The organism is Luteimonas gilva (assembly GCF_005239095.1).
In the GTDB taxonomy this organism is placed as follows: Bacteria; Pseudomonadota; Gammaproteobacteria; order Xanthomonadales; family Xanthomonadaceae; genus Luteimonas_C; species Luteimonas_C gilva.
Map to the genome: position 1 here is coordinate 344,525 of NZ_SZUA01000002.1, position 20,697 is coordinate 365,221.

General features: G+C 67.7%; 21 protein-coding genes. 12 read left to right on the forward strand and 9 right to left on the reverse strand.

Going from position 1 to position 20,697, the window contains the following annotated elements; genetic code table 11:
- Positions 1–327 precede the first annotated feature (327 nt).
- The 3 genes from FCE95_RS09510 to FCE95_RS09520 all read right to left on the reverse strand — a co-directional run bounded on the left by FCE95_RS09510 (position 328) and on the right by FCE95_RS09520 (position 3,106).
- Positions 328–576 (reverse strand): hypothetical protein, encoded by a 249-nt coding sequence (locus FCE95_RS09510; RefSeq protein ID WP_137266790.1) that lies wholly within the window; start codon positions 574–576, stop codon positions 328–330.
- Between the two features lie 194 nt (positions 577–770).
- A complete protein-coding gene (locus FCE95_RS09515) occupies positions 771–1,784 on the reverse strand; it encodes a chorismate transformation FkbO/Hyg5 family protein (RefSeq protein WP_189644715.1) in 1,014 nt (337 codons plus the stop codon).
- Positions 1,781–3,106: an NAD(P)/FAD-dependent oxidoreductase gene (locus FCE95_RS09520; RefSeq protein WP_137266791.1), complete on the reverse strand. Its 1,326-nt coding sequence runs from the start codon at positions 3,104–3,106 to the stop codon at positions 1,781–1,783. Before FCE95_RS09520 ends, FCE95_RS09515 begins: the two co-directional genes overlap by 4 nt.
- Positions 3,107–3,235: 129 nt before the next feature.
- Here FCE95_RS09520 and FCE95_RS09525 point away from each other — a divergent pair, with 129 nt between their 5' ends.
- The 9 genes from FCE95_RS09525 (at position 3,236) to FCE95_RS09565 (ending at position 10,447) form a co-directional block, all read left to right on the forward strand.
- Positions 3,236–3,508, forward strand: coding sequence for a phosphopantetheine-binding protein (locus FCE95_RS09525; protein ID WP_137266792.1), 273 nt, complete (start codon positions 3,236–3,238; stop codon positions 3,506–3,508).
- Between the two features lie 35 nt (positions 3,509–3,543).
- Complete coding sequence (locus tag FCE95_RS09530; protein WP_223266844.1) at positions 3,544–4,218, forward strand: COG4648 family protein; 675 nt, start codon at positions 3,544–3,546, stop codon at positions 4,216–4,218.
- A 46-nt stretch (positions 4,219–4,264) separates the two neighbouring features.
- A complete protein-coding gene (locus FCE95_RS09535) occupies positions 4,265–4,543 on the forward strand; it encodes an ApeI family dehydratase (RefSeq protein WP_137266793.1) in 279 nt (92 codons plus the stop codon).
- Positions 4,540–5,526, forward strand: coding sequence for a lysophospholipid acyltransferase family protein (locus FCE95_RS09540; protein ID WP_137266794.1), 987 nt, complete (start codon positions 4,540–4,542; stop codon positions 5,524–5,526). Before FCE95_RS09535 ends, FCE95_RS09540 begins: the two co-directional genes overlap by 4 nt.
- Positions 5,489–6,112, forward strand: coding sequence for a LolA-related protein (locus tag FCE95_RS09545; RefSeq protein WP_137266795.1), 624 nt, complete (start codon positions 5,489–5,491; stop codon positions 6,110–6,112). The genes FCE95_RS09540 and FCE95_RS09545 overlap by 38 nt, the downstream gene beginning before the upstream one ends.
- A gap of 16 nt (positions 6,113–6,128) precedes the next feature.
- A complete protein-coding gene (locus FCE95_RS09550) occupies positions 6,129–8,450 on the forward strand; it encodes an MMPL family transporter (protein ID WP_137266796.1) in 2,322 nt (773 codons plus the stop codon).
- A 151-nt stretch (positions 8,451–8,601) separates the two neighbouring features.
- Entirely contained in the window at positions 8,602–9,027 is a 426-nt protein-coding gene (locus FCE95_RS09555) for a hotdog family protein (RefSeq protein ID WP_137266797.1), read from the forward strand.
- A gap of 86 nt (positions 9,028–9,113) precedes the next feature.
- A complete protein-coding gene (fabG, locus tag FCE95_RS09560; RefSeq protein WP_137266798.1) occupies positions 9,114–9,845 on the forward strand; it encodes a 3-oxoacyl-ACP reductase FabG in 732 nt (243 codons plus the stop codon).
- Positions 9,846–9,997: 152 nt separating this feature from the next.
- Positions 9,998–10,447 (forward strand): hypothetical protein, encoded by a 450-nt coding sequence (locus FCE95_RS09565; protein WP_137266799.1) that lies wholly within the window; start codon positions 9,998–10,000, stop codon positions 10,445–10,447.
- A gap of 6 nt (positions 10,448–10,453) precedes the next feature.
- Here the strand turns inward: FCE95_RS09565 and FCE95_RS09570 are convergent, their stop codons facing one another.
- The 4 genes from FCE95_RS09570 to FCE95_RS09585 form a co-directional block, all read right to left on the reverse strand.
- Entirely contained in the window at positions 10,454–11,704 is a 1,251-nt protein-coding gene (locus FCE95_RS09570; RefSeq protein WP_137266800.1) for a cation:proton antiporter, read from the reverse strand.
- Positions 11,705–11,849: 145 nt separating this feature from the next.
- Entirely contained in the window at positions 11,850–12,665 is an 816-nt protein-coding gene (locus tag FCE95_RS09575; RefSeq protein ID WP_137266801.1) for a glycosyltransferase family 2 protein, read from the reverse strand.
- Entirely contained in the window at positions 12,658–13,470 is an 813-nt protein-coding gene (locus tag FCE95_RS09580) for a beta-ketoacyl synthase chain length factor (protein WP_137266802.1), read from the reverse strand. Before FCE95_RS09580 ends, FCE95_RS09575 begins: the two co-directional genes overlap by 8 nt.
- Positions 13,471–13,618: 148 nt before the next feature.
- A complete protein-coding gene (locus FCE95_RS09585) occupies positions 13,619–14,797 on the reverse strand; it encodes a beta-ketoacyl-[acyl-carrier-protein] synthase family protein (RefSeq protein ID WP_137267552.1) in 1,179 nt (392 codons plus the stop codon).
- A gap of 107 nt (positions 14,798–14,904) precedes the next feature.
- On the opposite strand from FCE95_RS09585, the gene FCE95_RS09590 reads away from it, so the two are divergent.
- Together FCE95_RS09590 and FCE95_RS09595 are read left to right on the forward strand one after the other, a co-directional pair.
- Positions 14,905–15,588, forward strand: a complete 684-nt coding sequence (locus FCE95_RS09590; protein WP_137266803.1) for a YdcF family protein — start codon at positions 14,905–14,907, stop codon at positions 15,586–15,588.
- A 103-nt stretch (positions 15,589–15,691) separates the two neighbouring features.
- Positions 15,692–18,019, forward strand: coding sequence for a S9 family peptidase (locus FCE95_RS09595; protein ID WP_137266804.1), 2,328 nt, complete (start codon positions 15,692–15,694; stop codon positions 18,017–18,019).
- Positions 18,020–18,271: 252 nt separating this feature from the next.
- On the opposite strand, the gene FCE95_RS09600 is transcribed toward FCE95_RS09595, so the two are convergent.
- Positions 18,272–18,967, reverse strand: a complete 696-nt coding sequence (locus FCE95_RS09600; protein ID WP_137266805.1) for a glutathione binding-like protein — start codon at positions 18,965–18,967, stop codon at positions 18,272–18,274.
- Positions 18,968–19,099: 132 nt separating this feature from the next.
- On the opposite strand from FCE95_RS09600, the gene FCE95_RS09605 reads away from it, so the two are divergent.
- Complete coding sequence (locus tag FCE95_RS09605; protein WP_137266806.1) at positions 19,100–19,729, forward strand: TIGR00645 family protein; 630 nt, start codon at positions 19,100–19,102, stop codon at positions 19,727–19,729.
- Positions 19,730–19,830: 101 nt separating this feature from the next.
- Here FCE95_RS09605 and FCE95_RS09610 read toward each other — a convergent pair whose 3' ends face one another.
- Positions 19,831–20,577 (reverse strand): nuclear transport factor 2 family protein, encoded by a 747-nt coding sequence (locus FCE95_RS09610; RefSeq protein WP_137266807.1) that lies wholly within the window; start codon positions 20,575–20,577, stop codon positions 19,831–19,833.
- Between the last annotated feature and the right edge of the window lie 120 nt (positions 20,578–20,697).

Here is a 20,697-nt window from a genome sequence, read left to right on the forward strand (position 1 = left end):
TCGCGAGGTTTCCCGCCGACGCCGGGGAAGCGGCGGCGGGAACGGGGTTCGGCTTTGGCCGGACCCCGTTTTTTTGCTGGGTTAAGCCCTCTCCCGCTTGCGGAAGAGGGTTGGGAGAGGGCGCGCGCCTACCCAAGATCGCGACAAACAATCGTTTCTTGCGCGTAAAGACAGATATTGGAAATGCAGGGGTTGACGCGATCGGCTTCACCGCGCGCCCTCTCCCCATCCCTCTCCCGTAAACGGGAGAGGGAGTGATCGCCAGCGGGAGTCGCTTCGCGGAAAAAACGCGGCGCGACTAGGCGCGCCGGTTTCGGAAGCTTGGGTTTATAAAAGGCCGCCGAACATGCTCAGGCGCACGACGGCCACCACGATCACCAAGCCGTTGAGCAGCAAGCCGGTCTTGGCGCGGCCGCGCTTCTCGCGCGAGGTCAAAGCGATGCCGATCGCGGCGATCAGCGCGCCGACGGCGGCGAAGGGAATCAACAGCCAGTTGGTGATGCCGATCACCGGAATCAGCGCCAGCACCATCCACAGCATCGCGACGATGCCCCAGAGCAGACTGATCAGGCCCATTGCGGTTTCCCTCGAGGACGGCGGGGTGCCGTAAAGCGCAGTATGCGGTCGCCCAGCCGTCGTTCAAGGGTCGGACGCGCTGCTTTTGTAGGAGCGGCTTTAGCCGCGAGCTCTTTCCTTTAAATCGCGGCATCGCGGCGGTTTCAGAGAAAAAGCTCGCGGCTAAAGCCGCTCCTACAATAAAGCCGAGGCGGTCAGCCGTGGACGCCGTCGATCTCCACGCACAGCTCGCGCCGGCAGATCGCGGCATGCAGCAGCATATGCGGCACGGCGTCGCCGAACCGGGTTTGCAGCGCCTGCGCGACCGTGGGCAAGTCGTGCGCGTCGCGCACGTACACCTTCAACCGCGTGCCGGCGCCGAAGCGCACGGGCAGGGCCGGCTGGCGCTGCCGCGCCGCGCCGAGCAGGCTGTCGAAATTGGCGAAAGTCTCTTCGAGCTGGGCGAGCAGTTCGCCTTCGTGCTGCGACACGTGGCCGACCACGCTGGCGGTGCCCGACAGCAGCAGCGGTGTGCCGCCCTGGGTCGGCGGCAGCATGGCGCGGGCGAAGCTCGGCGCCTGCGGGCCGTGCTGGCGCGGATAGCGGTAGGCGCTGACTTGGCGCGGGTTCTCCACCGGCGTGCCCGGCGTGCGCGCGGCGAGCCAGTAGATCTGCAGCACGCGGTCGTCGTCGCAGCGTCCGATCGCGGTCGCGGCCGGCAGGCGCGCGGTGTCGAACTCGCCCAGGCCGCGCGCGCGGCCGACGCAGAAGCGGCGGTAGCGTTCGGCGTCGCCGTCGCCGAGCGTGATCGCGTCCAGGTAGTTCCAGATCCGCAGCATGTGCGGATAGCCGCTGTCGCGCACGAACGCGGTCAGGCGCGCGTAGGCATGGGCGGCGGCTTCGACGATCGCGTCCTCGCCCGCGCCGGCATAAGCGCTTTCGTCGACTTCGATCGCGCCGAACTGCAGGTAGCCGTCGCCGCACCAGGCGATTTCGCCGTCGCGACCGCGCTCGATCGGGCGCTGCGCGCGCCAGACTTCGAAAGGCGCGTCGCCGTAAGGCTGCAGCGGCACGCGCAGGTAGCGCGGATCGTCGACGGCCGGTGCGTCGCCGCCGAAGCCGAACACCGCCAAGGTGTCCTCGCCCGCCAGCAGCGCGGCCGGCGTCGTATTCCAGACGTAATCGACCTGCAGCCGCGGCGCGCGCAGAGGCTGGGGCTGCGCGCTCACGGATTGCCCTGTTGCAAGGTGTCGCCGCGCACGTCCACGCCGATCTGGCGCTTGCGCCGCAGCCAGCCGCGGAACGCGCGCGGGGCCATGCTCAGCGCGGTCATCGCGTAGATCGCGCGGAACAGGCGCAGGCGGCGCAGCACCGCGCGGTTGTCGAACACGTCGCCGGCCAGCATCGAGATCACCGCCTGCTCCACTTGCCAGAAATTGCGCGGCTCGTTGAACAACGCTTGCATGACCGGTGTGGTGAAGCGGTAGATGAACCAGGTGAAGTGTTTCAGGCCGCGGCGGATGCGCTTTTCCATGCCGCGCTGCAGCGCGGCTTCGCGCGACGGATCGCGCAACGCGCCGTCGACCACGTCGGCCGCGGTCTCGGCGCTGTTCATGCCCAGGTACACGCCGGAAGAGAACACCGGGTCGACGAAGGCGTAGGCGTCGCCGACCATCACCCAGCCCGGCCCGGTCATCCGGTTGCAGGTGTAGGAGTAGTTGCCGGTCACGTGCACCGGCGCCACGCGCTCGGCTCCCTGCATCCGCGCCCAGACCTGCGGCTCGGATTCCAGGGTCTTCATCAGGAAGGCTTCGTTCTCGCCGCGGCGCTGCTTCAGGTATTCGGGGAAGCAGACCGCGCCCACGCTCATCACGTCCTCGCGCAGCGGGATCAGCCACATCCAGCCGTGGGCGAAGCGCTGCACGGTGATGTTGCCGGCGTCTTCGCCGTCGCGGCGCCGCACGCCCTTGAAGTGGCTGAAGATCGCCGCCGACTGGTGCGCCTGGTTCTTGCGCTTGAGCTTGAACTTGTTGCCGAAGAACGTGTCGCGGCCGCTGGCGTCGACCACGTAGCGCGGCTTGAACGCGAGCTCGTTGCCGTCCGCGTCGCGCGCGTGCGCCAGCGAAGGGCGGCCGTCGGCGCCGAAATCGATGCGCAGCACTTCGACTTTCTCGCGCGCGTCGACGCCGTTGGCGCGCGCGTGCTCGAACAGCAGCTGATCGTATTCCTCGCGCATGACCTGGTAGGCGTACGGGAATTTCGGGTTCAGCGCGCGCTCGAAGCGGAAGGTGTTGTAGTTGACTTCGTCGACCGGGAATTCCGCGCCCGGCTTGTGGATGCCGATCGCCTTCACCTGCTCCAGCACGCCCAGGCGTTCGAGGATGGGCAGGTTCATCGGCAGCAAGGACTCGCCGATGTGGAAACGGGGATGCTGGGATTTCTCCAGCTGAACGACCCGCCAGCCCTTGCGCGCCAGCAGGGTGGCCGCGGTCGAGCCGGCCGGGCCGCCGCCGATCACCAGTACGTCCGTCTCCACAGGGGTTGGGGTCATTCGCGGTAACTGCCTGGCCATGCGATCATTTCGCAGGCGCGAATGATAGCGCGGCCCTTCGCGGCCGCCATCGGACGCGGGCGGAAGGCCGCCGGACGCGGCCCTTAAACCATTCATCCGGAACCGAGCATGCCCACCCAAAGCCACGCCGAGCAAGAACTGGCCCAGCTACTGATCGAAAGCCTGAACCTGGAAGGCGTCGCCGCCGCCGACATCGACCCCGAAGCGCCCTTGTTCGGCAGCGGCCTGGGCCTGGATTCGATCGACGCGCTGGAGCTGGCGCTGGCGATCAGCAAACGCTACGGCTTCCAGCTCAAGTCCGACAGCGAAGAGAACCGGCGCGCGTTCGCGACGCTGCGCGCGCTGGCGGCCCATATCGAACAGCACAAGGTCGCCGCCTGAGCGCGATCGGCCTCCGGTCCCCGGGCGGTGTCGGTTTGATCCTGATCCTCGAAATCGCGTTGGCGCTGGCCTATTCGGTGGTCGCGCACATCGCCAGCGCGCGCCACGACGGGCCGCTGGCCGTGTGCGCGCTGGCGATCCTGTTGCTGATGCTGTTGGCCGCGCCGTTGTCGCAGCGGCGGTTCTGGGCCTGGGCCGCGCTGGCGGCGGGATTGGCAGCGTTGTTGTGGCTGGCGCGGTCGCCCTACGCGCAAGTGCCGATCCTGCTGGTGCCCACGGCGTTCGTCGCGCTGGTCGCGTACTGGTTCGGACGCAGCCTGGTATCCGGCCGCACGCCGCTGATCAGCAAGATCGTGGCCGCGATGGAAGACGAGCCGCCGTCGCCGGAACTGCTGCGCTACACGCGCGGCCTCACCGCCGCCTGGGCGATCGCGTTGGGCGTGCTGGCTTCGCTGAATCTCGGCCTGGCCTTGATCGCGGTGCCGGACGGCTTGCTGGCGCAATTCGGCGCGCATCCGCCGCTGACGGTGACCGAGACGCAATGGTCGTGGTTCGCCAACATCTTCAACTACGGGATCATCGGCGGTTTCTTCGCCGTCGAATTCGCGATCCGCAAGCGCCGTTTCCCCGGCCGCTACCACAATTTCGCCGATTTCCTGCGCCGCCTGCGCGGCCTGGGACCGGCGTTCTGGCGCGATTTCCTGCGTTGAACGGCCGGTCTTGCGGCGTTCATGCCGGCCGACCATGCTTGTAGCCATGGATTTCCGCGTTCCCGCCGACCACCCGAGCCTGCCGGGCCATTTTCCGGGCCGGCCGGTCGTGCCCGGCGTGGTCTTGCTCGACCGGGTGCTGGAAGCGATCGAAGCCGAAGGCGCGCCAGTCGGCGCGCTGCGTTTGCCGCAAGCCAAATTCCTGCGCCCGCTGCTGCCCGAGGAAACGGCGCGGATCGAACTGCAAACGCAGGAGCGGCGCTGGCGGTTCCGGATATTCCGCGGCGACGAATTGATCGCCAGCGGCGAGGTCGCTGCGGAGTGAGCACGGCCTGGCGGCAGCGCCCCGAAGGCGGCGGACAGTTCGCGATCCGCTTGATCCGCGGCTTCAGCCGCTATTTCGGCCGCGCGCCGGCGCGTCTGGCGCTGTATCCGATCACGCTGTATTTCCTGATCAAACGCGGCCCGGAACGGCGCGCGTCGCGCGCCTACCTGAGCCGGGCGCTGGGCCGGCCGGCGACGCTGTGGGATGTGGCGCGCCATATCCACACGTTCGCCGCGACCATCCTCGACCGCGTCTTCCTGCTCGGCGATGCGGACATGCGCCGCTTCGATCTGCGGGTCAGCGGCGCGGAGGGCGTGCTGGCGCAAGCCGAGCGCGGACGCGGCGTGCTGCTGATCGGGTCGCATTTGGGCAGCTTCGAAGCGCTGCGCGGGTTGGCGCAGACGCGGCCCGATCTGCAGGTGCGCGTGGTGCTGGACAAAAGCCAGACGCCGGCAATGACGCAATTGTTGGAAGAGCTGAATCCCAAGGTCGCCGCCGAAGTGATCGACGCGTCGCAAGGCGGATTGGGAGTGGCTTTGGCCATCAAGCAAGCGATCGACGCGGGCGCGTTGGTCACTTTGCTGGCCGATCGCGTGTATCCGGGCGAATCGGTGCTGCATGCGCCCTTCATGGGCGATACCGCGGCGTTCCCGTCCTCGCCTTGGCTGATGGCGGCCGCATTGGAGGTGCCGGTCAGCCTGGCGTTCGGGCTGTACCGCGGCGGCAACCGCTACGATTTGACCTTCGAACCCTTCAGCGAAGGCGAGGCGGTGGAGCGGAAGGAACGTGCGCGGGTGCTCAACGCCTGCGCCGCGCGCTACGCGGCCCGCCTGGAACACCATGCGCGTTCGGCGCCCTACAACTGGTTCAACTTCTACGATTTCTGGAAACGCGACGATGACGGCCAACAAGACACCGCAGCTTCGGATGCGGGCAGCAGCGCTGATGCTGTGCGCCGCCGCCTGCGCCAGCAACGCGCCTGAGGCGCTCGCGCAGGCCGCGGACGCGGGCTGGATACTGCAGAAGTTGGCGCGGCCGGCGCCGACGAGCACCGATTTCGTCGAGCTGCGCGATTCCAAGCTGCTCAAGCAGCCGCTGCGCCTGTCCGGCGTGTATTCGCGTCCCGATGCGGACACGCTGGTCCGCGAAGTGCGCGCGCCGTACGCCGAGACCACGACGATCCGCGCCGGCGAAGCGACCATCGCCCGCGCCGGCAAATCGCCGCGCCGCTTCTCGCTGTCGCGCGCGCCGGAACTGGCCGGTCTGCAGGCCAGCTTCGGCGCGCTGCTGTCCGGCGATCGCGCCGCGCTGGAGAAGTTCTACCGCGTCGCCGCGCAAGGCACGCGCCAGCAGTGGACGATGACTTTGGCGCCGAAGGACGCCGCGCTGGCGGCGAAGGTGCGCGACGTCGCCTTGTACGGCCGCGGCGCGGAATTGCGCTGCATCGAAACGCATGCGGCGAACGGCGGCGAAACCCAACGCACTTTGTTGGCCGGCGCCGCGCGCGCCGCGCAAGCCGCGACGGCCTCCGATGCGCTGCAGGTCTTGTGCCGCGGCGACGCGAAATGACGGCGACCGCACGGCGATGAGCGCACGCGCGCGGCTGGCTCTGGCGCTGCTGTGGCTGGCCTTGCTGGGCGTGGCGGGCTGGGCGATCGGCCGGCATCTCGAGCTCAGCGGCGACTTGCGCAAGTTCATGCCAGCGGCGCAAACGCCGGCGCAAAAGCTGTTGATGGACGAGCTGGGCGAAGGCCCCGGATCGCGCTTGTTGCTGATCGGCCTGACCGGCGCCGACGCGCCGTCGCTGGCGGCGCAATCGAACGCGATGCGCGCGCAGCTGGCGGAGAATCCCGCCTTCGCCCTGGTCGCCAACGGCGCCGACGCCGGTTTGGACGCGATTCCGGAACGCTTGCGCCCGTATCGGTATCTGCTGTCGCCGACCTTGGACGCGCAGCGTTTCGATCGGGCCTACCTGCAGCAAGAACTCGAAGCGCGCGTACAGGATCTCGGCTCGCCCGCGGCGGCGCTGATCGAACCGCTGGTTGGCGCCGATCCGACCTTGGAAACCCTGAAGATCGCCGAAGCCTTGCAGCCGGCGCAGGCGCCGCAGCGATTGCACGGCGTCTGGTTCGACCGCGCCGGCCAGCGCGCGCTGCTCGTCGCGCAGACGCGCGCCGCGGGCTTCGATCCGACCGGGCAGCAGGCCGCGGTCGATGCGATCCGCAACGCGTTCGAAAAATCGCGCGCCGAAGCGAAATCGCAATTGCTGTTGACCGGCCCGGGCGCGTTCTCGGTCGAAATCGGCGGCCGCACCCAAAGCGAGGCGCAGTGGATCGGCACGATCGACACGATCGGATTGGTGCTGCTGCTGTGGATCGCCTACCGCAGCTGGAAAACGCCGCTGCTGGGCGTGCTGCCGCTGGCGAGCGCGGGCTTGGCGGGGCTGGGCGCCGTCGCGCTGCTGTTCGACGGCGTGCACGGCATCACCGTCGCGTTCGGCTTCACCCTGATCGGCGTGGTGCAGGATTATCCGATCCACTTGTTCAGCCATCAGCGCCCGGGCTTGTCGCCGCGCGCCAACGCGCGCGCGCTGTGGCCGACATTGGCCACCGGCGTGGCCTCGACCTGCATCGCCTACGTCACTTTCCTGTTTTCGGGCGTCGACGGATTGAAGCAGTTGGCGGTGTTCACGATCGCGGGCTTGGCGACCGCTGCGTTGACGACGCGCTTCCTGTTGCCGGCCTTGATCGATCCCGCCCCGCGCGATTTCGCCGATTCGCGTTTGCTGGCGCGGCTATGGGCCAGCGTTGCGCGCTTGCCGCGCCCGCGCTGGTCGTTGGCGGTATTGGCCGGCGCCGCGCTGCTGGCGCTCGCCTTCGCGCCCGGCCCGTTTTGGCAGAACGATTTGGCCAAACTGACGCCGGTGCCGGCCGATGCTTTAGCGCGCGACGCGCAACTGCGCACCGCGCTCGGCGCGCCGGACGTGCGTTACGTGATCGCCGTGCGAGGCGCCGATGCGGAAGCCGCGCTGCAGGCGTCGGAACGGTTGCGGCCGGCGCTCGATCGCCTGGCCGCCGCGAAGACCATCGCCGGCTACGACCTCGCCGCGCGCTATCTGCCCAGCGCCGCGGTCCAAACCGCGCGGCAACGCGCTCTGCCGGAGCCGGCGGCGCTGCGCGAAACGCTCGACGCCGCGGTGGCGGCGAGTCCGTTCCGCAGCGACGCTTTCGAAAGTTTCCTGAGCGATGTCGAAACCGCGCGGCATGCGGCGCCGCTCACCCCGCGAGATCTGGCCGGCACGCCGTTGGCGACCAGCGTCGATGGATTGCTGTTGCGCGGCGGCGATCATGCGACCGCTTTGGTGTCGCTGAGCGGCCTGTCCGATCCCGCGGCCGTGGCCGCCGCCGCGCGTGCGCACGGCGCGCAGCTGCTGGATTTGAAGGACGCTTCTGAGACATTGGTGACGGCTTATCGCGGCCGCGTGCTGGCCGCATTGGCCGCGGCCGCGGTGCTGCTGGTGGCGACGGTGTGGATCGCGCTGCGCACGCCGCGGCGGGTGCTGCGCGTGCTGTTGCCGATGGCGCTGACCACATTGCTGATTCTGGCCGTGCTGCGCGCCTGCGGCGTGGAGCTGACCTTGTTCCATCTGGTGTCGCTGATCCTGGCCGCGGGTTTGGGCCTGGATTACGCGCTGTTCTTCGACCACGCCGGCGACGATTACGCCGACCAGTTGCGCACTTTGCACGCCTTGATCGTCTGCAGCCTGATGACGCTGTTGGTGTTCGCCCTGCTGGCCTGGTCGTCGATTCCGGTGCTGCGCGCGATCGGCAGCACCGTGGCGCTGGGGGTGGCGTTCAATTTCGCGCTGGCGTTGCTGGTTTCCCGGCAGCCGGCGAAAGGCGCGTAGGAGCGTTTTTTGTAGGAGCGGCTTTAGCCGCGAGCTTTTCTCTGAAATCGCCGCAATGCCGCGATTTGAAGGAAAAAGCTCGTGGTTAAAGCCGCTCCTACAAAAGCCGTGGCGCTGAAAAGAAGCGGGCGAAACCGGTATTCTGGCGGCGATGATCGGACGCGACGAAATCCTGGCCCTCATTCCGCACCAAGGCGCGATGTGCCTGTGGAACGAAGTGATCGCTTGGAATGCGGATTCGGTTCGCCTTCGCACGAAAACCCATCGGGACCCCGCCCATCCGCTGCGCTCGCAAGGCCGGCTGCGCGCCGTGCACCTGTGCGAATACGGCGCGCAGGCGATGGCGGTGCACGGAGGCCTGCTGGCGCGCGATTCCGGCGCGGCGGCGAAACCCGGTCTGCTGGTGGCGTTGCGCGGCGTCGAGCTGCGCGTCGCGCGCATCGACGATCTGCCCGGCGATTTGGAGTGCGAAGCTCAGGCGCTCGCGCAAGGCGAGGGCAGCCAGCAGTACGCGTTCCGCATCTTCCATGGCGGCGAAATCATCGCCGAGGGCCGCGCTGCGGTGATGTTCGCGTAGCCCGGGTAAGCGCAGCGCACCCGGGAACACGTCGCGACATGGCCCCGGGTGCGCTGCGCTTACCCGGGCTACGGTACGATGCGCCGATGAATTCCACGCAAAAACGCGCCCTGGTCACCGGCGGCAGCGGCGATCTCGGCGGCGCCATCTGCCGGCGGCTCGCGGCGGCCGGCGCGCATGTGATCGTGCACGCGAACGCCAACCCCGAACGCGCCGAAGCGGTCGCCGCGGACATCGCGGCCGAAGGCGGCAGCGCCGAAGCGGTCGCGTTCGACGTCGCCGACGGCGACGCGACGCGCAGCGCGATCGAAAGCCTGCTGCGCCAAGGGCCGATCCAGATCCTGGTGAACAACGCAGGCATCCACGACGACGCGCCGCTGGCGGGCATGTCGGCAACGCAATGGAAGCGGGTGATCGACGTGTCCCTGCACGGCTTCTTCCACGTCACCCAGCCGCTGCTGCTGCCGATGGCGCGCACGCGCTGGGGCCGCATCGTCAGCGTGTCGTCGGTGGCGGCGGTGCTCGGCAATCGCGGCCAAGCCAACTACGCCGCGGCCAAGGCCGCGCTGCACGGCGCCAGCAAGTCGCTGGCGCGGGAAATGGCTTCGCGCGGCATCACCGTCAACGTGGTCGCGCCGGGGGTGATCGCCGGACGCATGACCGACGCCGTCTTCGGCGAAGAGGCGATCAAGCGGCTCGTGCCCGGCGGCCGCGCCGGCACGCCGGAGGAAGTCGCCGCGCTGGTGAATTTCCTGTGTTCGGCCGACGCCGGCTACATCAACGGCCAAGTGATCGGCATCGACGGCGGAATGAGTTGATGCGGGATACGTAGCCCGGGTGGAGCCGAAGGCGATACCTGTCGCGCGGCGTGTTCCCCGGGTATCGCTGCGCTCCACCCGGGCTACAGGATGAAGCCCGGTTCAGGCGCGCGGCGCGATGATCGCCTCAGGCCAAAATGGAGCCTGCCGCCATGCGTTTTCTCCGCGCTTTCGCCCTTCTCGCGCTGGTACTCGGCGCGGCCGCCTGCGCCAGTTCCCACCTGCTCACCGGCCGGCCGCGGCCGCCGATCGATCCGGCCCAGGTGCGCGTCTATTTCTCCGCGCCCTCCACCGGCTACGAAGAGATCGCGCGCCTGCAGACCGGCAGCGGCGCCTTCACCTACGGCGAGCAGAACAAGATGAATTCGGTGATCGCCAAGCTGCGCAAGGAAGCGGGCAAGCTCGGCGCCAACGGCGTGCTGCTGACCGGCACCGACGACGGCTACGGCGGCAGCAGCGTTGGCGTCGGCGCGGGCGGCGGCCGCATCGGCGGGCGCGGCTTCAGCAGCGGCGGCGTCGGCGTGAGCATTTCCCCCAGCCAGAAGTACGCCTACGGCTTGGCGATCTGGGTCGCGAATCCGCCGCCGCCGCAGCGCCGGTAAGCGCGGTCAGGCGCCGTCGCGCGGCGCGTGCCCGCCGACGGGCGCGGGCGCGCGTCCGGCGAACAGATTCAGCAGCGGCCCAGTCATCACCGTGGTCACGATCGCCATCACCAGCAGCATCGTGAACAGTTCAGGGCCGATCAGGCCCGCGTCCAGTCCAACTTTCATCACGATCAGCTCCATCAGGCCGCGCGCGTTCATCAGCGAACCCGCGGCCAGGCTGTCGCGCCAGCCGTAACCGGCCAGGCGCGCGCCGGCCGCGCCGCCGGCGATCTTGCCCAGCACCGCGACGACCAGGATCAGCAGCAAAGCCCACAAAGCCGGACCGGCGAAAGCGTCGGCGCGCGTGTTCAAACCGGCCAGGGCGAACACGATCGGCATCAGCAGCACGACCGCGATGAATTCCACGCGCTCGCTCAAGTAACGCAGCAGGCGATCGTCGCGCGGCAAACAGGCGCCGAACAGGAAGGCGCCGAACACCGCGTGCAGGCCCAGCCATTCGGTCGCGGCGGCGCAGGCGATGGCGCCGATCAAGATCGCCGCGAGCAGCATCAGCCCGGGCCGCCCGTCCGGCGCATGCTTGCGCAGCAGCGCGGCGTACAGCGGCTTCAACGCGCCGAACACGACCGCGCACAAGACCAGTGCGCCGACCGCGATCTTGACGAAGTCGGCATAGCCGCCGCCGGCCAAGGCCAGCACCAGCGCGAGCATCACCCAGGCGAACACGTCGGCGATCGCCGCAGAACTCAGCGCCAACCGGCCGAGCCCGGTTTGGGTCATGCCGCGGTCCTTGAGGATGCGCGCCATCACCGGGAACGCGGTGATCGACATCGCCGAAGCCATGAACAAGGCGAACGGCCAAAAGCCGACGCCCGCCGGCGCCAGCGTCGGATGCAGCCAAGGCGAAATCGCCAAGCCCAGCGCCATCGGCACCAGCACGCCCAAAACGCCGACCGCGCCGGCCGATTTCAGCTGCGCGCGCACGCCGTCCGGCGCGCGCAGTTCGGCGCCGACCACGAACATGAAAAGCACCAGGCCCAGGTTCGACAGCGCGGTCAATCCCGGCAACGAGTCCTTCGCGAACAGGCTCGCATGGAATTCGGGGAACAAAGCGCCGAACACGATCGGGCCCAGCACGAAACCGGCCGCCATTTCGCCGATCACCGCAGGCTGGCCGAAATGGCGCAGCAGCCAGCCGCAGGCGCGGGCGACGGCGAGGATGATCAGGATTTGCAGGAGTAAGTGGCTGTGCTGCATTAAACGTCCTACTTACCGAAGGCTGGGTAAAACGAGATCGTCATCCCGGCGAAAGCCGGGATCCATTTTTGCCGTTGCTTCTTGTACTGGCGAGCAGCAAAGCAAAATGGGTTCCAGCTTTCGCTGGAACGACGGAGCATCGGACTCAAGCCCGCCGCGCCTGCGCCGGAGCCGCTTCGTACACCGTCCCGAATTCCCCGGTCGGATCGTCGATCAGCGCCGGATGCGCCTGGATGCTGCGATACACCGCCGGCACGCCGCCGCGCTTCAGGCAACCCCAGACGATATGCCAGGTGATGCGGGTGAAATCGCGGACCGGCTTGAAATGGCTGGCGCGGAATTGCTCGCCGCTGTGGACGCTCTTGTAGCGCGATTCGATCGGCACCGACACGCAGCGCGTACCTAGTTGCTGCGCGGCGGAAATCAGGATCTGCGCTTCGAATACGAAATCCTCGCCGGGCACGTCCTGCAGCGCCATCACCTCGGCCGGATAGAAGCGCTGGCCGCTCTGGCTGTCGGCGATGCGGTAGCCGGTGCCCCAAGCCACGCCCCAATCGGCGAATTCGTTGGCCAGGCGGCGGTAGGTCGGCTGCTGCGAACGCTTGCGCAGGCGCGCGCCGATCACGATGCAGCCGGGATGGCGGTTGGCCGCGTCGAGCAAGCGCGGCAGATCGGAGGCGACGTGCTGGCCGTCGCCGTCCATGGTCAGCACGCCGGCGCGGCCCTGGCGCAGCGCTTCGCGGAAGCCGTCGCGCAACGAGGCGCCCTTGCCTTGGCGTTGCGCATGGCGCAACAGCGTCACCGGCAGGTCGGCGATGCGTTCGGCGGTGCCGTCGTCGGAACCGTCGTCGATCACGATCACGTTCGGGCACTGTGCCAACGCGCCTTCCACCACTTCGCGGATCCGCAGCGCTTCGTTCAGCGCGGGAATCACGACGGCGACTTGGTCGCGGTCAAGCATTCGTCCACTCCACCCGCAGCACGCGCCCGGGTCCTGCGTGCAGTATCGCCGAACCCGGCGTATGCGCCGCGTCTAATTGGTCTTTGACCGCAGCCAGCGCGTCGAACAAGGGCAGCATCGGCGCCATCGCATTGGCCGCGGCCATGCGCATCAAGGGTCCCGCGGAGGCCGGCGCTTCGCCCGCGCCGAGCGTCGCTCGCAGGCGCAGCGCGCCGGGGCGCACGGCGTTCGAAAGCACCAGCGCACCGCCGAGCAAACCGCGGCTGTCCCACATCGTGGTCAGCGGTCCGCTCGCAGCGCTGTCGTATGCGGCCAACAACACCGCATCCTCGCCGGCCGCGAGTTGCGCCAGCGCTTCGATCAGGCCTTCGGCGAAGCTGGCGTCCATGGCGGTGATGGCGGTGGTCGGCGCCATGCAGCCGGTGCCGATGGTCCAATAGCCGGCGGCGGCGTTGTGCACGGAATTGTGGAAGCGCGTCGGCGAGACCGCGCGCGGATCCGCGGCCAGGGTCGCGGCCATATAGTCGGTGATGGCGAATTCGCCGTGGGTGGACGCGAACACCGAAGGCAGCGTTTTCGGGTCGCGCTCGGCGTCGTTGCACGCCGCCAGCGCCACTTCCAGCGCCACCGCTACCGTATCCGGCGCGCGCCGGCGTTCGTTCGGCGGCAGCAGTTGCGGCGAAGGCTTGGCGGGCGCGGTTTCGGGCAGGACGCCGCTGCGCGCGTAGTCGCGCGCCGCTTGCCAGGAAGGCAGGCCGTTGCACCAGAAGCCGATGCCTTCGAGGGTAGCGGACAGTGCGGTCACGCCATCACCTTTTCGACGACGCCCGCTTTTTGTAGGAGCGGCTTCAGTCGCGAGCTTTTTCGGTGAGATCGATTTGACGTGCGATAAGAGCTTGCGGCTGAAGCCGCTCCTACATAAGCCAAGGTCGGAAAAACCTCGAATGTCATGCTCATGCCCGCCCGAACACCAGCGAGCAGTTGTTGCCGCCGAAACCGAAGGAATTGTTCATCGCGTAGCGGATCCCGCGTTCGGCGTTGCCGAAGCGGATCTGCGGGCCGTTGTCCGGATCGGGCGTGTCGCTGTTGAGGATGCCGGGCAAGAAGCCGCGTTCCAGGGCGAGCAGGGCGAAGACGGATTCGACGATCCCCGCCGCGCCGAGCGTATGCCCGGTCCAGCCCTTGGTGGAACTGGCGTGCAGCGAGGCGGGGAACAGCGCCGCGACGGCGCGCGCTTCGACCGCGTCGTTGGCCGGCGTCGCGGTGCCGTGCAAGTTCAGATAATCGACTTCGCCTGCGGCTATGCCCGCGCGCGCCAGCGCATCGCGCATCGCCAGGCCCGCGCCCAAGCCTTCAGGATGCGGCGCCGACATATGGTGCGCGTCGCTGGATTCGCCGTAGCCGCGCAGCTGCAGGCCGGCGTCGTCCGCCGCGGCGCGCTCGAGCAGGGCGAATCCGCCGGCTTCGCCCAACGATAAACCGTTGCGCGCGGCGTCGAACGGACGGCAGGGCTGCGCCGCCACCAATTCCAGCGAGTTGAAACCGAACAGCACGCTGCCGCACAAGGTGTCGACGCCGCCGACCACAGCCGCATCGGCCAGGCCCGCTTCGATCAAGCGCGAAGCCTGCGCGAACACTTTCGCGCTGGACGAACAAGCGGTGGCCACGGTCACGCAGGAGCCGCGCAAATCCAGAGCCTGCTGTACGAAACCGCCGAGCGAATGCGGCGTGTGCACTTGCGGACGGGCCAGCTCGTCGGGAAAAGCGCCGTCCTGCAGCCGTTCGTAGGCTTCTTCGGTCGCGCCGATGCTGGCGGTCGAGGTGCCCAGCACCACCGCGACGCGATCGGCGCCGTAGCGCTCGCGCGCCGCCTCGATCGCCTCGATCATCCCGTCCTGCCGCAGGGCCAGCCAGGCCAAGCGGTTGTTGCGGCATTCCCACATCGCCCAAGCCGGCGGCAGGGCTTCGTCTTCCAAGCCGTCGACGCGGCCGATCCAGGTGTCCAGCGGGGCCTTGCCGAAATCGTTGCGGCGCAGGCCGCTGCGGCGTTCGCGCAGAGCGCCGGCCTGAGCTTCGCGCCCGCGGCCCAGCGCGGTGGTGGCGGTGTAGGCGCGGATCGCCAACGGCTTGATGGGACGCACCTGGGACTCCATATCGCTCGGCCGAGGAGTATAGCGAGCGTCGCAAAAGCGTCTCTTCGCCTCTTTAAACTAAACCCGCCGGTCCAGTTTCCGCCCGCATGTCCAGCCGCAACGCCCACCGCCTGTCGCTGTTCCGCGATCCCGACGTGCTCCACGCCGCGGCGATCGGCGCCGCCGCGTGCGCGCTCAGCGCCGGCTTGGTCTATCTGGCTTATTTCGTCCACGTGCTGCGCGTGGCGCGCAACGCGCCTTGCGAACCCGAACGCGGCGAATGCGTGCTGCTGTTCGGCAAGCATTCCCCGCGCGGCGAGATCGACCGCGACTTCGCCCAGCGCGTCGAACGCGCCGCGGAACTGTGGCGCGCGCGGCCGTCGCGCATCTGGGTGTTGCTCGGCGGCGGCCCGCCGGGCGTGGCCAGCGAGGCGGAAGTGGCCCGCGCCGCGTTGCGGGCGCGCGGCATCGCCGCCGACGCGCCGCTGCAATTGGAAGCCGCTTCCCGCGACACCCTGCAGAACCTGCGCAACGCGCGCGAGCTGCTGCCCAAAACCGAGATCCCACGCGTCACTTTGCTCAGCAGCCGCTACCACTTGGCGCGTTGCGCTCTGTTCGCCCGCCAACTCGGTTTCGATTGGGAACTGTGCGCGGCCGAAGCCCGCTGGCGCTGGTCGCCGGCGGCGCTGTGGCGGATCGCCGGCGAAGCGGCCTACGTCTGCTTCGCCGACCTGGGCACGCGCTGGGCGCGGTTGATCGGCTCGCAGCGGATGCTGGCGCGGGTGACCTGAGGCGGGACGTCCGGCAGGGGTCGCCTCCCTCGAAAGCGGGGTAGCATGCCCGTTCCTGCGGCCCGGCCCGACGGCCGCCGCACCGGCTCTGGTAGGGGAACGCATGGCTTCGACGACGATGGGGAAGGCGCGCCTGATCGGCGCGATCGCACTGGGCTTGTTCGCGACCGCCGCGGCGGCGCAGACCAAGACGCTGACCAAAGAAGACTACGCCCGCGCCGAGCGCCAGCTCGGTTACGTCACCGCGTCGCTGGTGGACCACAACGTGGATCCGAAGTGGCTGGACGACGGGAATCTCTGGTACCGCGACCACGACGCCAAGGGCGACCGCTATCTGCGCCTGGACGCGGCCAGCGGCAAGGTCGAACCCGCTTTCGATCACGCCAAGCTCGCCAAGGCGCTGAGCAAGGCCACCGGCAAGCCGGCGAAGGCCGAAAAACTGGCGATCGCCGATTACCGGATCGCGGCCGACGGCCGCTACGACATCACTCTGCGTTCCGGGGAGTACGGTTGCGACCTGAAAGGCGGCGGCAACTGCGTCAAGTCGGCCAAGAAGGCCGGCAAGGACGGCGACGGCGAGCCCAATGTTTCGCCGGACAAGAAGCGCGAAGCCTTCATCCGCGATTGGAACCTGTGGGTGCGCGACGTCGCCACCGGCAAGGAAACCCAGCTGACCCGCGACGGCGTCAAGGACTACGGCTACGCCACCGACAACGCCGGCTGGACCCATAGCGACCGCGCGGTGCTGGTGTGGTCGCCGGATTCGAACAAGATCGCCACCTTTCAGCAGGATCAGCGCAAGACCGGCGAGATGACCCTGGTGCGCACGAAGGTGGGCCATCCCGAAGTCGAGACCTGGAAATATCCGTTGGTCGGCGACAAGGACATCACGATGATCGAGCGCGTGATCATCGACGTGCCGGCCCAGAAAGTGGTGCGGCTGAAGATGCCGCCGGACCAGCACCGCTCCACCCAATGCGACGACGTCAGCTGCTTCGGCGGCTGGGAAGACGTGCAGTGGGCGCCGGACGGCAAGACCCTGGGCTTCGTGTCCAGTTCGCGCGACCACAAGCAGGCCTGGATGCGCGTGGCCGACGCCGACACCGGCGCCGTGCGCGAAGTGTTCAACGAGAAGGCCAAAACCTGGTTCGAGAGCGGCATCGACGCGATCAACTGGCGCTACCTGCCCGACAGCAACGCGGTGCTGTGGTGGAGCCAGCGCAGCAATTGGGGCCATCTGTACCTGTACGACCTGGCCACCGGCAAGCTCAAGAACGCCGTCACCAAGGGCGATTGGAACGTCGCCAACGTGCTGCGCGTGGAAGAGAAATCCAACACGATCTGGTTCGTCGGCACCGGCCGCGAGCCGGGCCGCGACCCTTATTTCAAGCACTTCTACAAGGTCGGCTTCGACGGATCGGGCTTGGCCCTGCTGACGCCTGAGAACGGCGAGCACCGCGTCTCGCTGTCCCCCGACGGCAGCCGCTTCGTCGATAGCTATTCGACCACCACCGAACCGCCGGTGATCGTGTTGCGCGACAGCGCCGACGGCAAGGTGCTGAAGGAAATCGCGCGCGCCGACATCAGCCGCTTGAAGGCGGCGGGCTGGCAGCCGCCGGAAGACTTCACGGTCAAAGCCCGCGACGGCAAGACCGATCTGTACGGCCTGATGTTCAAGCCGACGAATTTCGATCCGTCGAAGAAGTACCCGATCATCAACTACGTGTACCCCGGTCCGCAGGTCGGCTCGGTCGGCCGCCGCGGCTTCACCGATGCGCGTCGCGACAACCAGGCGCTGGCCGAATTGGGCTTCATCGTGGTGTCGATCGACGGCATGGGCACGCCCTACCGTTCCAAGGCGTTCCACGACGCCTATTTCGAGAACATCATCGACAACACCCTGCCGGACCAAGTGGCGGGCATGAAGGAACTGGCCAAGCGCTATCCCTTCATCGACCTGTCGCGCGCCGGCATGTGGGGCCATTCGGGCGGCGGCAACGCCACCGCGACCGCGATGTTCAAGTATCCCGACTTCTTCAAGGTCGGCATCGCCGAGAGCGGCAACCACGACAACCGCAACTACGAAGACGACTGGGCCGAGAAGTGGCAGGGCCTGCTCACCAAGGACAAGAACGGCGTCGACAACTACGAGGCGCACGCCAACCAGAAATACGCCAAGGACCTGAAGGGCCATCTGCTGCTGGCGCACGGCGGCATGGACGACAACGTCCCGCCGTACAACACCTGGCTGGTGGTCGACGCGCTGATCAAGGCGAACAAGGATTTCGACCTGATCCTGTTCCCGAACGCGCGCCACGGCTACGGCGAGGATTCGCTGTACATGACCCGGCGCCGCTGGGACTACTTCGTGCGCCACCTGCTGGGCGCCGAGCCGCCGAAGGAATACGAACTGAAGATGCCGGCGCCCTGAGCGCTGCGTTCAAGCCCTCTCCCGCGGCGCGGGAGAGGGTTGGGTGAGGGGGCGCGGACCCGCCTATGGCGGCGCCGCGATATGGAGAAGCGCCCTTTTTGGGGGAGCGGCTTTAGCCGCGAGCTTTTCCTACAACCGATGCGATCCAGTGAAAGAGCTCGCGGCTAAAGCCGCTCCCACAAAGATCCGAAGCCGAAGCCAAGAGCAGCGGAGCAAGCTCCGCTCTACACAAGCCCGTTCATCGCGGCGGGATTACCTCGGCCCTTGGCCGAACAGATGCTTGCGCTCTTCGTCGCTCAGCGGCGCGCCCGCGTTCGGATTCACCTTGTCGGTCAAGGCATAAGCGCGCTGTACCGCCGGGCGCGCCGCGACGGCCGCATGCCAGCGGCGCAGTTCCGGATACGGTTCCAGATCCAGCGGCGCCTTCTTGTAGGCGTTGATCCAGGGATGGATGGCCATGTCGGCGATGGTGAATTCGCCGGCGGCGACGAACTCGCGTCCGGCCAGGCGCTTGTCGACGACGCCCAGCAGGCGATAGGCCTCTTTCGTATAGCGGTCGATCGCGTACGGAATCTTCTCCGGCGCGTAGACGTTGAAATGCCCGTATTGCCCGGTCATCGGCCCGAGTCCGCCGACCTGCCAGAACAGCCATTCCAGGACTTCGTTGCGCTCGCGCAGGCCGCGCGGCAGGAAACGGCCGGATTTCTCGGCCAAATAGATCAGGATCGCGCCGGATTCGAACACGCTGACCGGCGCGCCGCCGTCGGCGGGCGCGGTGTCGACGATCGCCGGCATCTTGTTGTTCGGCGAAATGGCCAAGTAGTCCGGCTTGAACTGGTCGCCCTTGCCGATGTCGACCGGCTTGACGACGTATTCCAGGCCGGCTTCTTCCAGGAAAATAGGGATTTTGTGGCCGTTCGGCGTGGGCCAGTAATGCAGTTCGATCATGTTCGCGGGCTCGCGTGAGGATGCGAGGACTGTAGCGCGGACCCCGCCGCGCTGCGCGCAATGCTGTGTTGCGCTTGGCAGCGTCATCCCGGGCCGCTACCCTGCGCGTTCCGTCCGCTATCCGGCTGCCGCATGTCCGAAACCCGCTCGCCCCGCCTGAATCCGTTGCCCGCGCTGATCTTCAGCTCGCGCTGGCTGCAGTTGCCGCTGTATCTGGGCCTGATCGTGGCGCAGGGCGTGTACGTGTTCCTGTTCGTCAAGGAACTGTGGCACCTGATCCACGGCGCCAACAGCCTCAACGAGCAGGGCATCATGCTGATCGTGCTGGGTCTGATCGACGTGGTGATGATTTCCAACCTGCTGGTGATGGTGATCGTCGGCGGCTACGAGACTTTCGTGTCGCGGCTGGGCTTGCAGGGCCATCCCGATCAGCCGGAATGGCTCAGCCACGTCAACGCCTCGGTGCTGAAGGTGAAGCTGGCGATGGCGATCATCGGCATCTCTTCGATCCACCTGCTCAAGACCTTCATCGAAGCCGGTTCGCTGGGTTTGCCCGCTTGCGGCTCCGCCGAATACCGGGCGATGAGCGAAGCCACCGGCGCGGTGGTCTCGAACCTGAAGTGCACCACCGCCACGGCGGTCGGGGTGATGTGGCAGACCATCATCCACTGCGTCTTCATCCTGTCGGCGATCGGCATCGCCTACACCGACAAGCTGATGACCAATACCTCGAGCAAGCGCGAGCAGGCCCACGCGCATTGAGCGCGGCTCTTGCTTCTGTGGGAGCGGCTTCAGCCGCGAACTTTTTCATGCCGCCACGGGTGGAAAGAGCTCGCGGCTGAAGCCGCTCCCACAAGAGGAGCTCATTTTTCGCGCTTCAGCGACAGATCGTTGAACTTGCGCCGCTCGATCAATTCGACGACGCGGCCCGACGCGTCGCGCCGGAACAGGAACAGGTTCTTCTCGACGCCGTCGTCCATGAACACATCGCGCGCCAGCGGCAGCAACCGCGTCGCGGGGCGGCCAGGGCGGGTGGTGAAGGACAACCCCTTGCCGTCGCTGGCCACGGTGAACGCGCGTTCGGGCGCATAGCGGTACACGCCGGGATAGTCGTCCAGCTTCAAACCGGCCACGTCCAGCGCCGGCGGCGTGGTCGGCACGGTCACGGTGTGCATCGCCGCCAGCTTCCAACGTCCGTCCTGGCGCACGAACGTGTTCGTCATGCGGTAGAGGATGTGCAGCTTCTGGCCGAATACCGTTTCGTATTCGTCCGCGTCGGCGGTGAAGACGGCCGCATCGCCGTAGGTCTGCGCTTTCGGGTTCAGCAGCTTGATTTCGCCCGATAAGCCCGGTGGCAAGCCGGTGATGCCGTCCACCGCTTCCTGACGTTGCTGGGTGCGGCCGAATTCGTCGATCACGACGGCGTCGTCGGCCAGCGCTGCATCCCAGACTTCCTTCTTTCCGTTCGCCAGCGCGTCCATCAGCGATTGGGTGATGGCGGTGAGTTCTTTCAAGTCGGCGGTGGAAGCGTGCTCGGCGTGCGCACGGGAAGGAATTGCCAGCAACAGGGCGGCCACGAGCGGAAGGAGGTGCAGCGAAGAAGCAGCCATGGCATTTCACTCCGTAGACGGTGGGCGCAAGGTCCTCCAGCGCTCGTAGGCCGGACAGTGCCTATCGTCATTCGGGCGGCCTTAGGCGGGGAGGGCCGCCTCGAGGGCGGGCCGAACCGT

What these genes read in the sequence shown, in the direction of transcription:
- FCE95_RS09610 (WP_137266807.1), bottom strand. Translation starts at nt 20,577, where the DNA reads ATGGCTGCTTCTTCGCTGCACCTCCTTCCGCTCGTGGCCGCCCTGTTG.
- FCE95_RS09520 (WP_137266791.1), bottom strand. Translation starts at nt 3,106, where the DNA reads ATGACCCCAACCCCTGTGGAGACGGACGTACTGGTGATCGGCGGCGGC.
- FCE95_RS09525 (WP_137266792.1), top strand. Translation starts at nt 3,236, where the DNA reads ATGCCCACCCAAAGCCACGCCGAGCAAGAACTGGCCCAGCTACTGATC.
- FCE95_RS09590 (WP_137266803.1), top strand. Translation starts at nt 14,905, where the DNA reads ATGTCCAGCCGCAACGCCCACCGCCTGTCGCTGTTCCGCGATCCCGAC.
- FCE95_RS09545 (WP_137266795.1), top strand. Translation starts at nt 5,489, where the DNA reads ATGCTGTGCGCCGCCGCCTGCGCCAGCAACGCGCCTGAGGCGCTCGCG.
- FCE95_RS09570 (WP_137266800.1), bottom strand. Translation starts at nt 11,704, where the DNA reads ATGCAGCACAGCCACTTACTCCTGCAAATCCTGATCATCCTCGCCGTC.
- fabG (WP_137266798.1), top strand. Translation starts at nt 9,114, where the DNA reads ATGAATTCCACGCAAAAACGCGCCCTGGTCACCGGCGGCAGCGGCGAT.
- FCE95_RS09510 (WP_137266790.1), bottom strand. Translation starts at nt 576, where the DNA reads ATGGGCCTGATCAGTCTGCTCTGGGGCATCGTCGCGATGCTGTGGATG.
- FCE95_RS09550 (WP_137266796.1), top strand. Translation starts at nt 6,129, where the DNA reads ATGAGCGCACGCGCGCGGCTGGCTCTGGCGCTGCTGTGGCTGGCCTTG.
- FCE95_RS09600 (WP_137266805.1), bottom strand. Translation starts at nt 18,967, where the DNA reads ATGATCGAACTGCATTACTGGCCCACGCCGAACGGCCACAAAATCCCT.
- FCE95_RS09555 (WP_137266797.1), top strand. Translation starts at nt 8,602, where the DNA reads ATGATCGGACGCGACGAAATCCTGGCCCTCATTCCGCACCAAGGCGCG.
- FCE95_RS09605 (WP_137266806.1), top strand. Translation starts at nt 19,100, where the DNA reads ATGTCCGAAACCCGCTCGCCCCGCCTGAATCCGTTGCCCGCGCTGATC.
- FCE95_RS09575 (WP_137266801.1), bottom strand. Translation starts at nt 12,665, where the DNA reads ATGCTTGACCGCGACCAAGTCGCCGTCGTGATTCCCGCGCTGAACGAA.
- FCE95_RS09565 (WP_137266799.1), top strand. Translation starts at nt 9,998, where the DNA reads ATGCGTTTTCTCCGCGCTTTCGCCCTTCTCGCGCTGGTACTCGGCGCG.
- FCE95_RS09535 (WP_137266793.1), top strand. Translation starts at nt 4,265, where the DNA reads ATGGATTTCCGCGTTCCCGCCGACCACCCGAGCCTGCCGGGCCATTTT.
- FCE95_RS09595 (WP_137266804.1), top strand. Translation starts at nt 15,692, where the DNA reads ATGGCTTCGACGACGATGGGGAAGGCGCGCCTGATCGGCGCGATCGCA.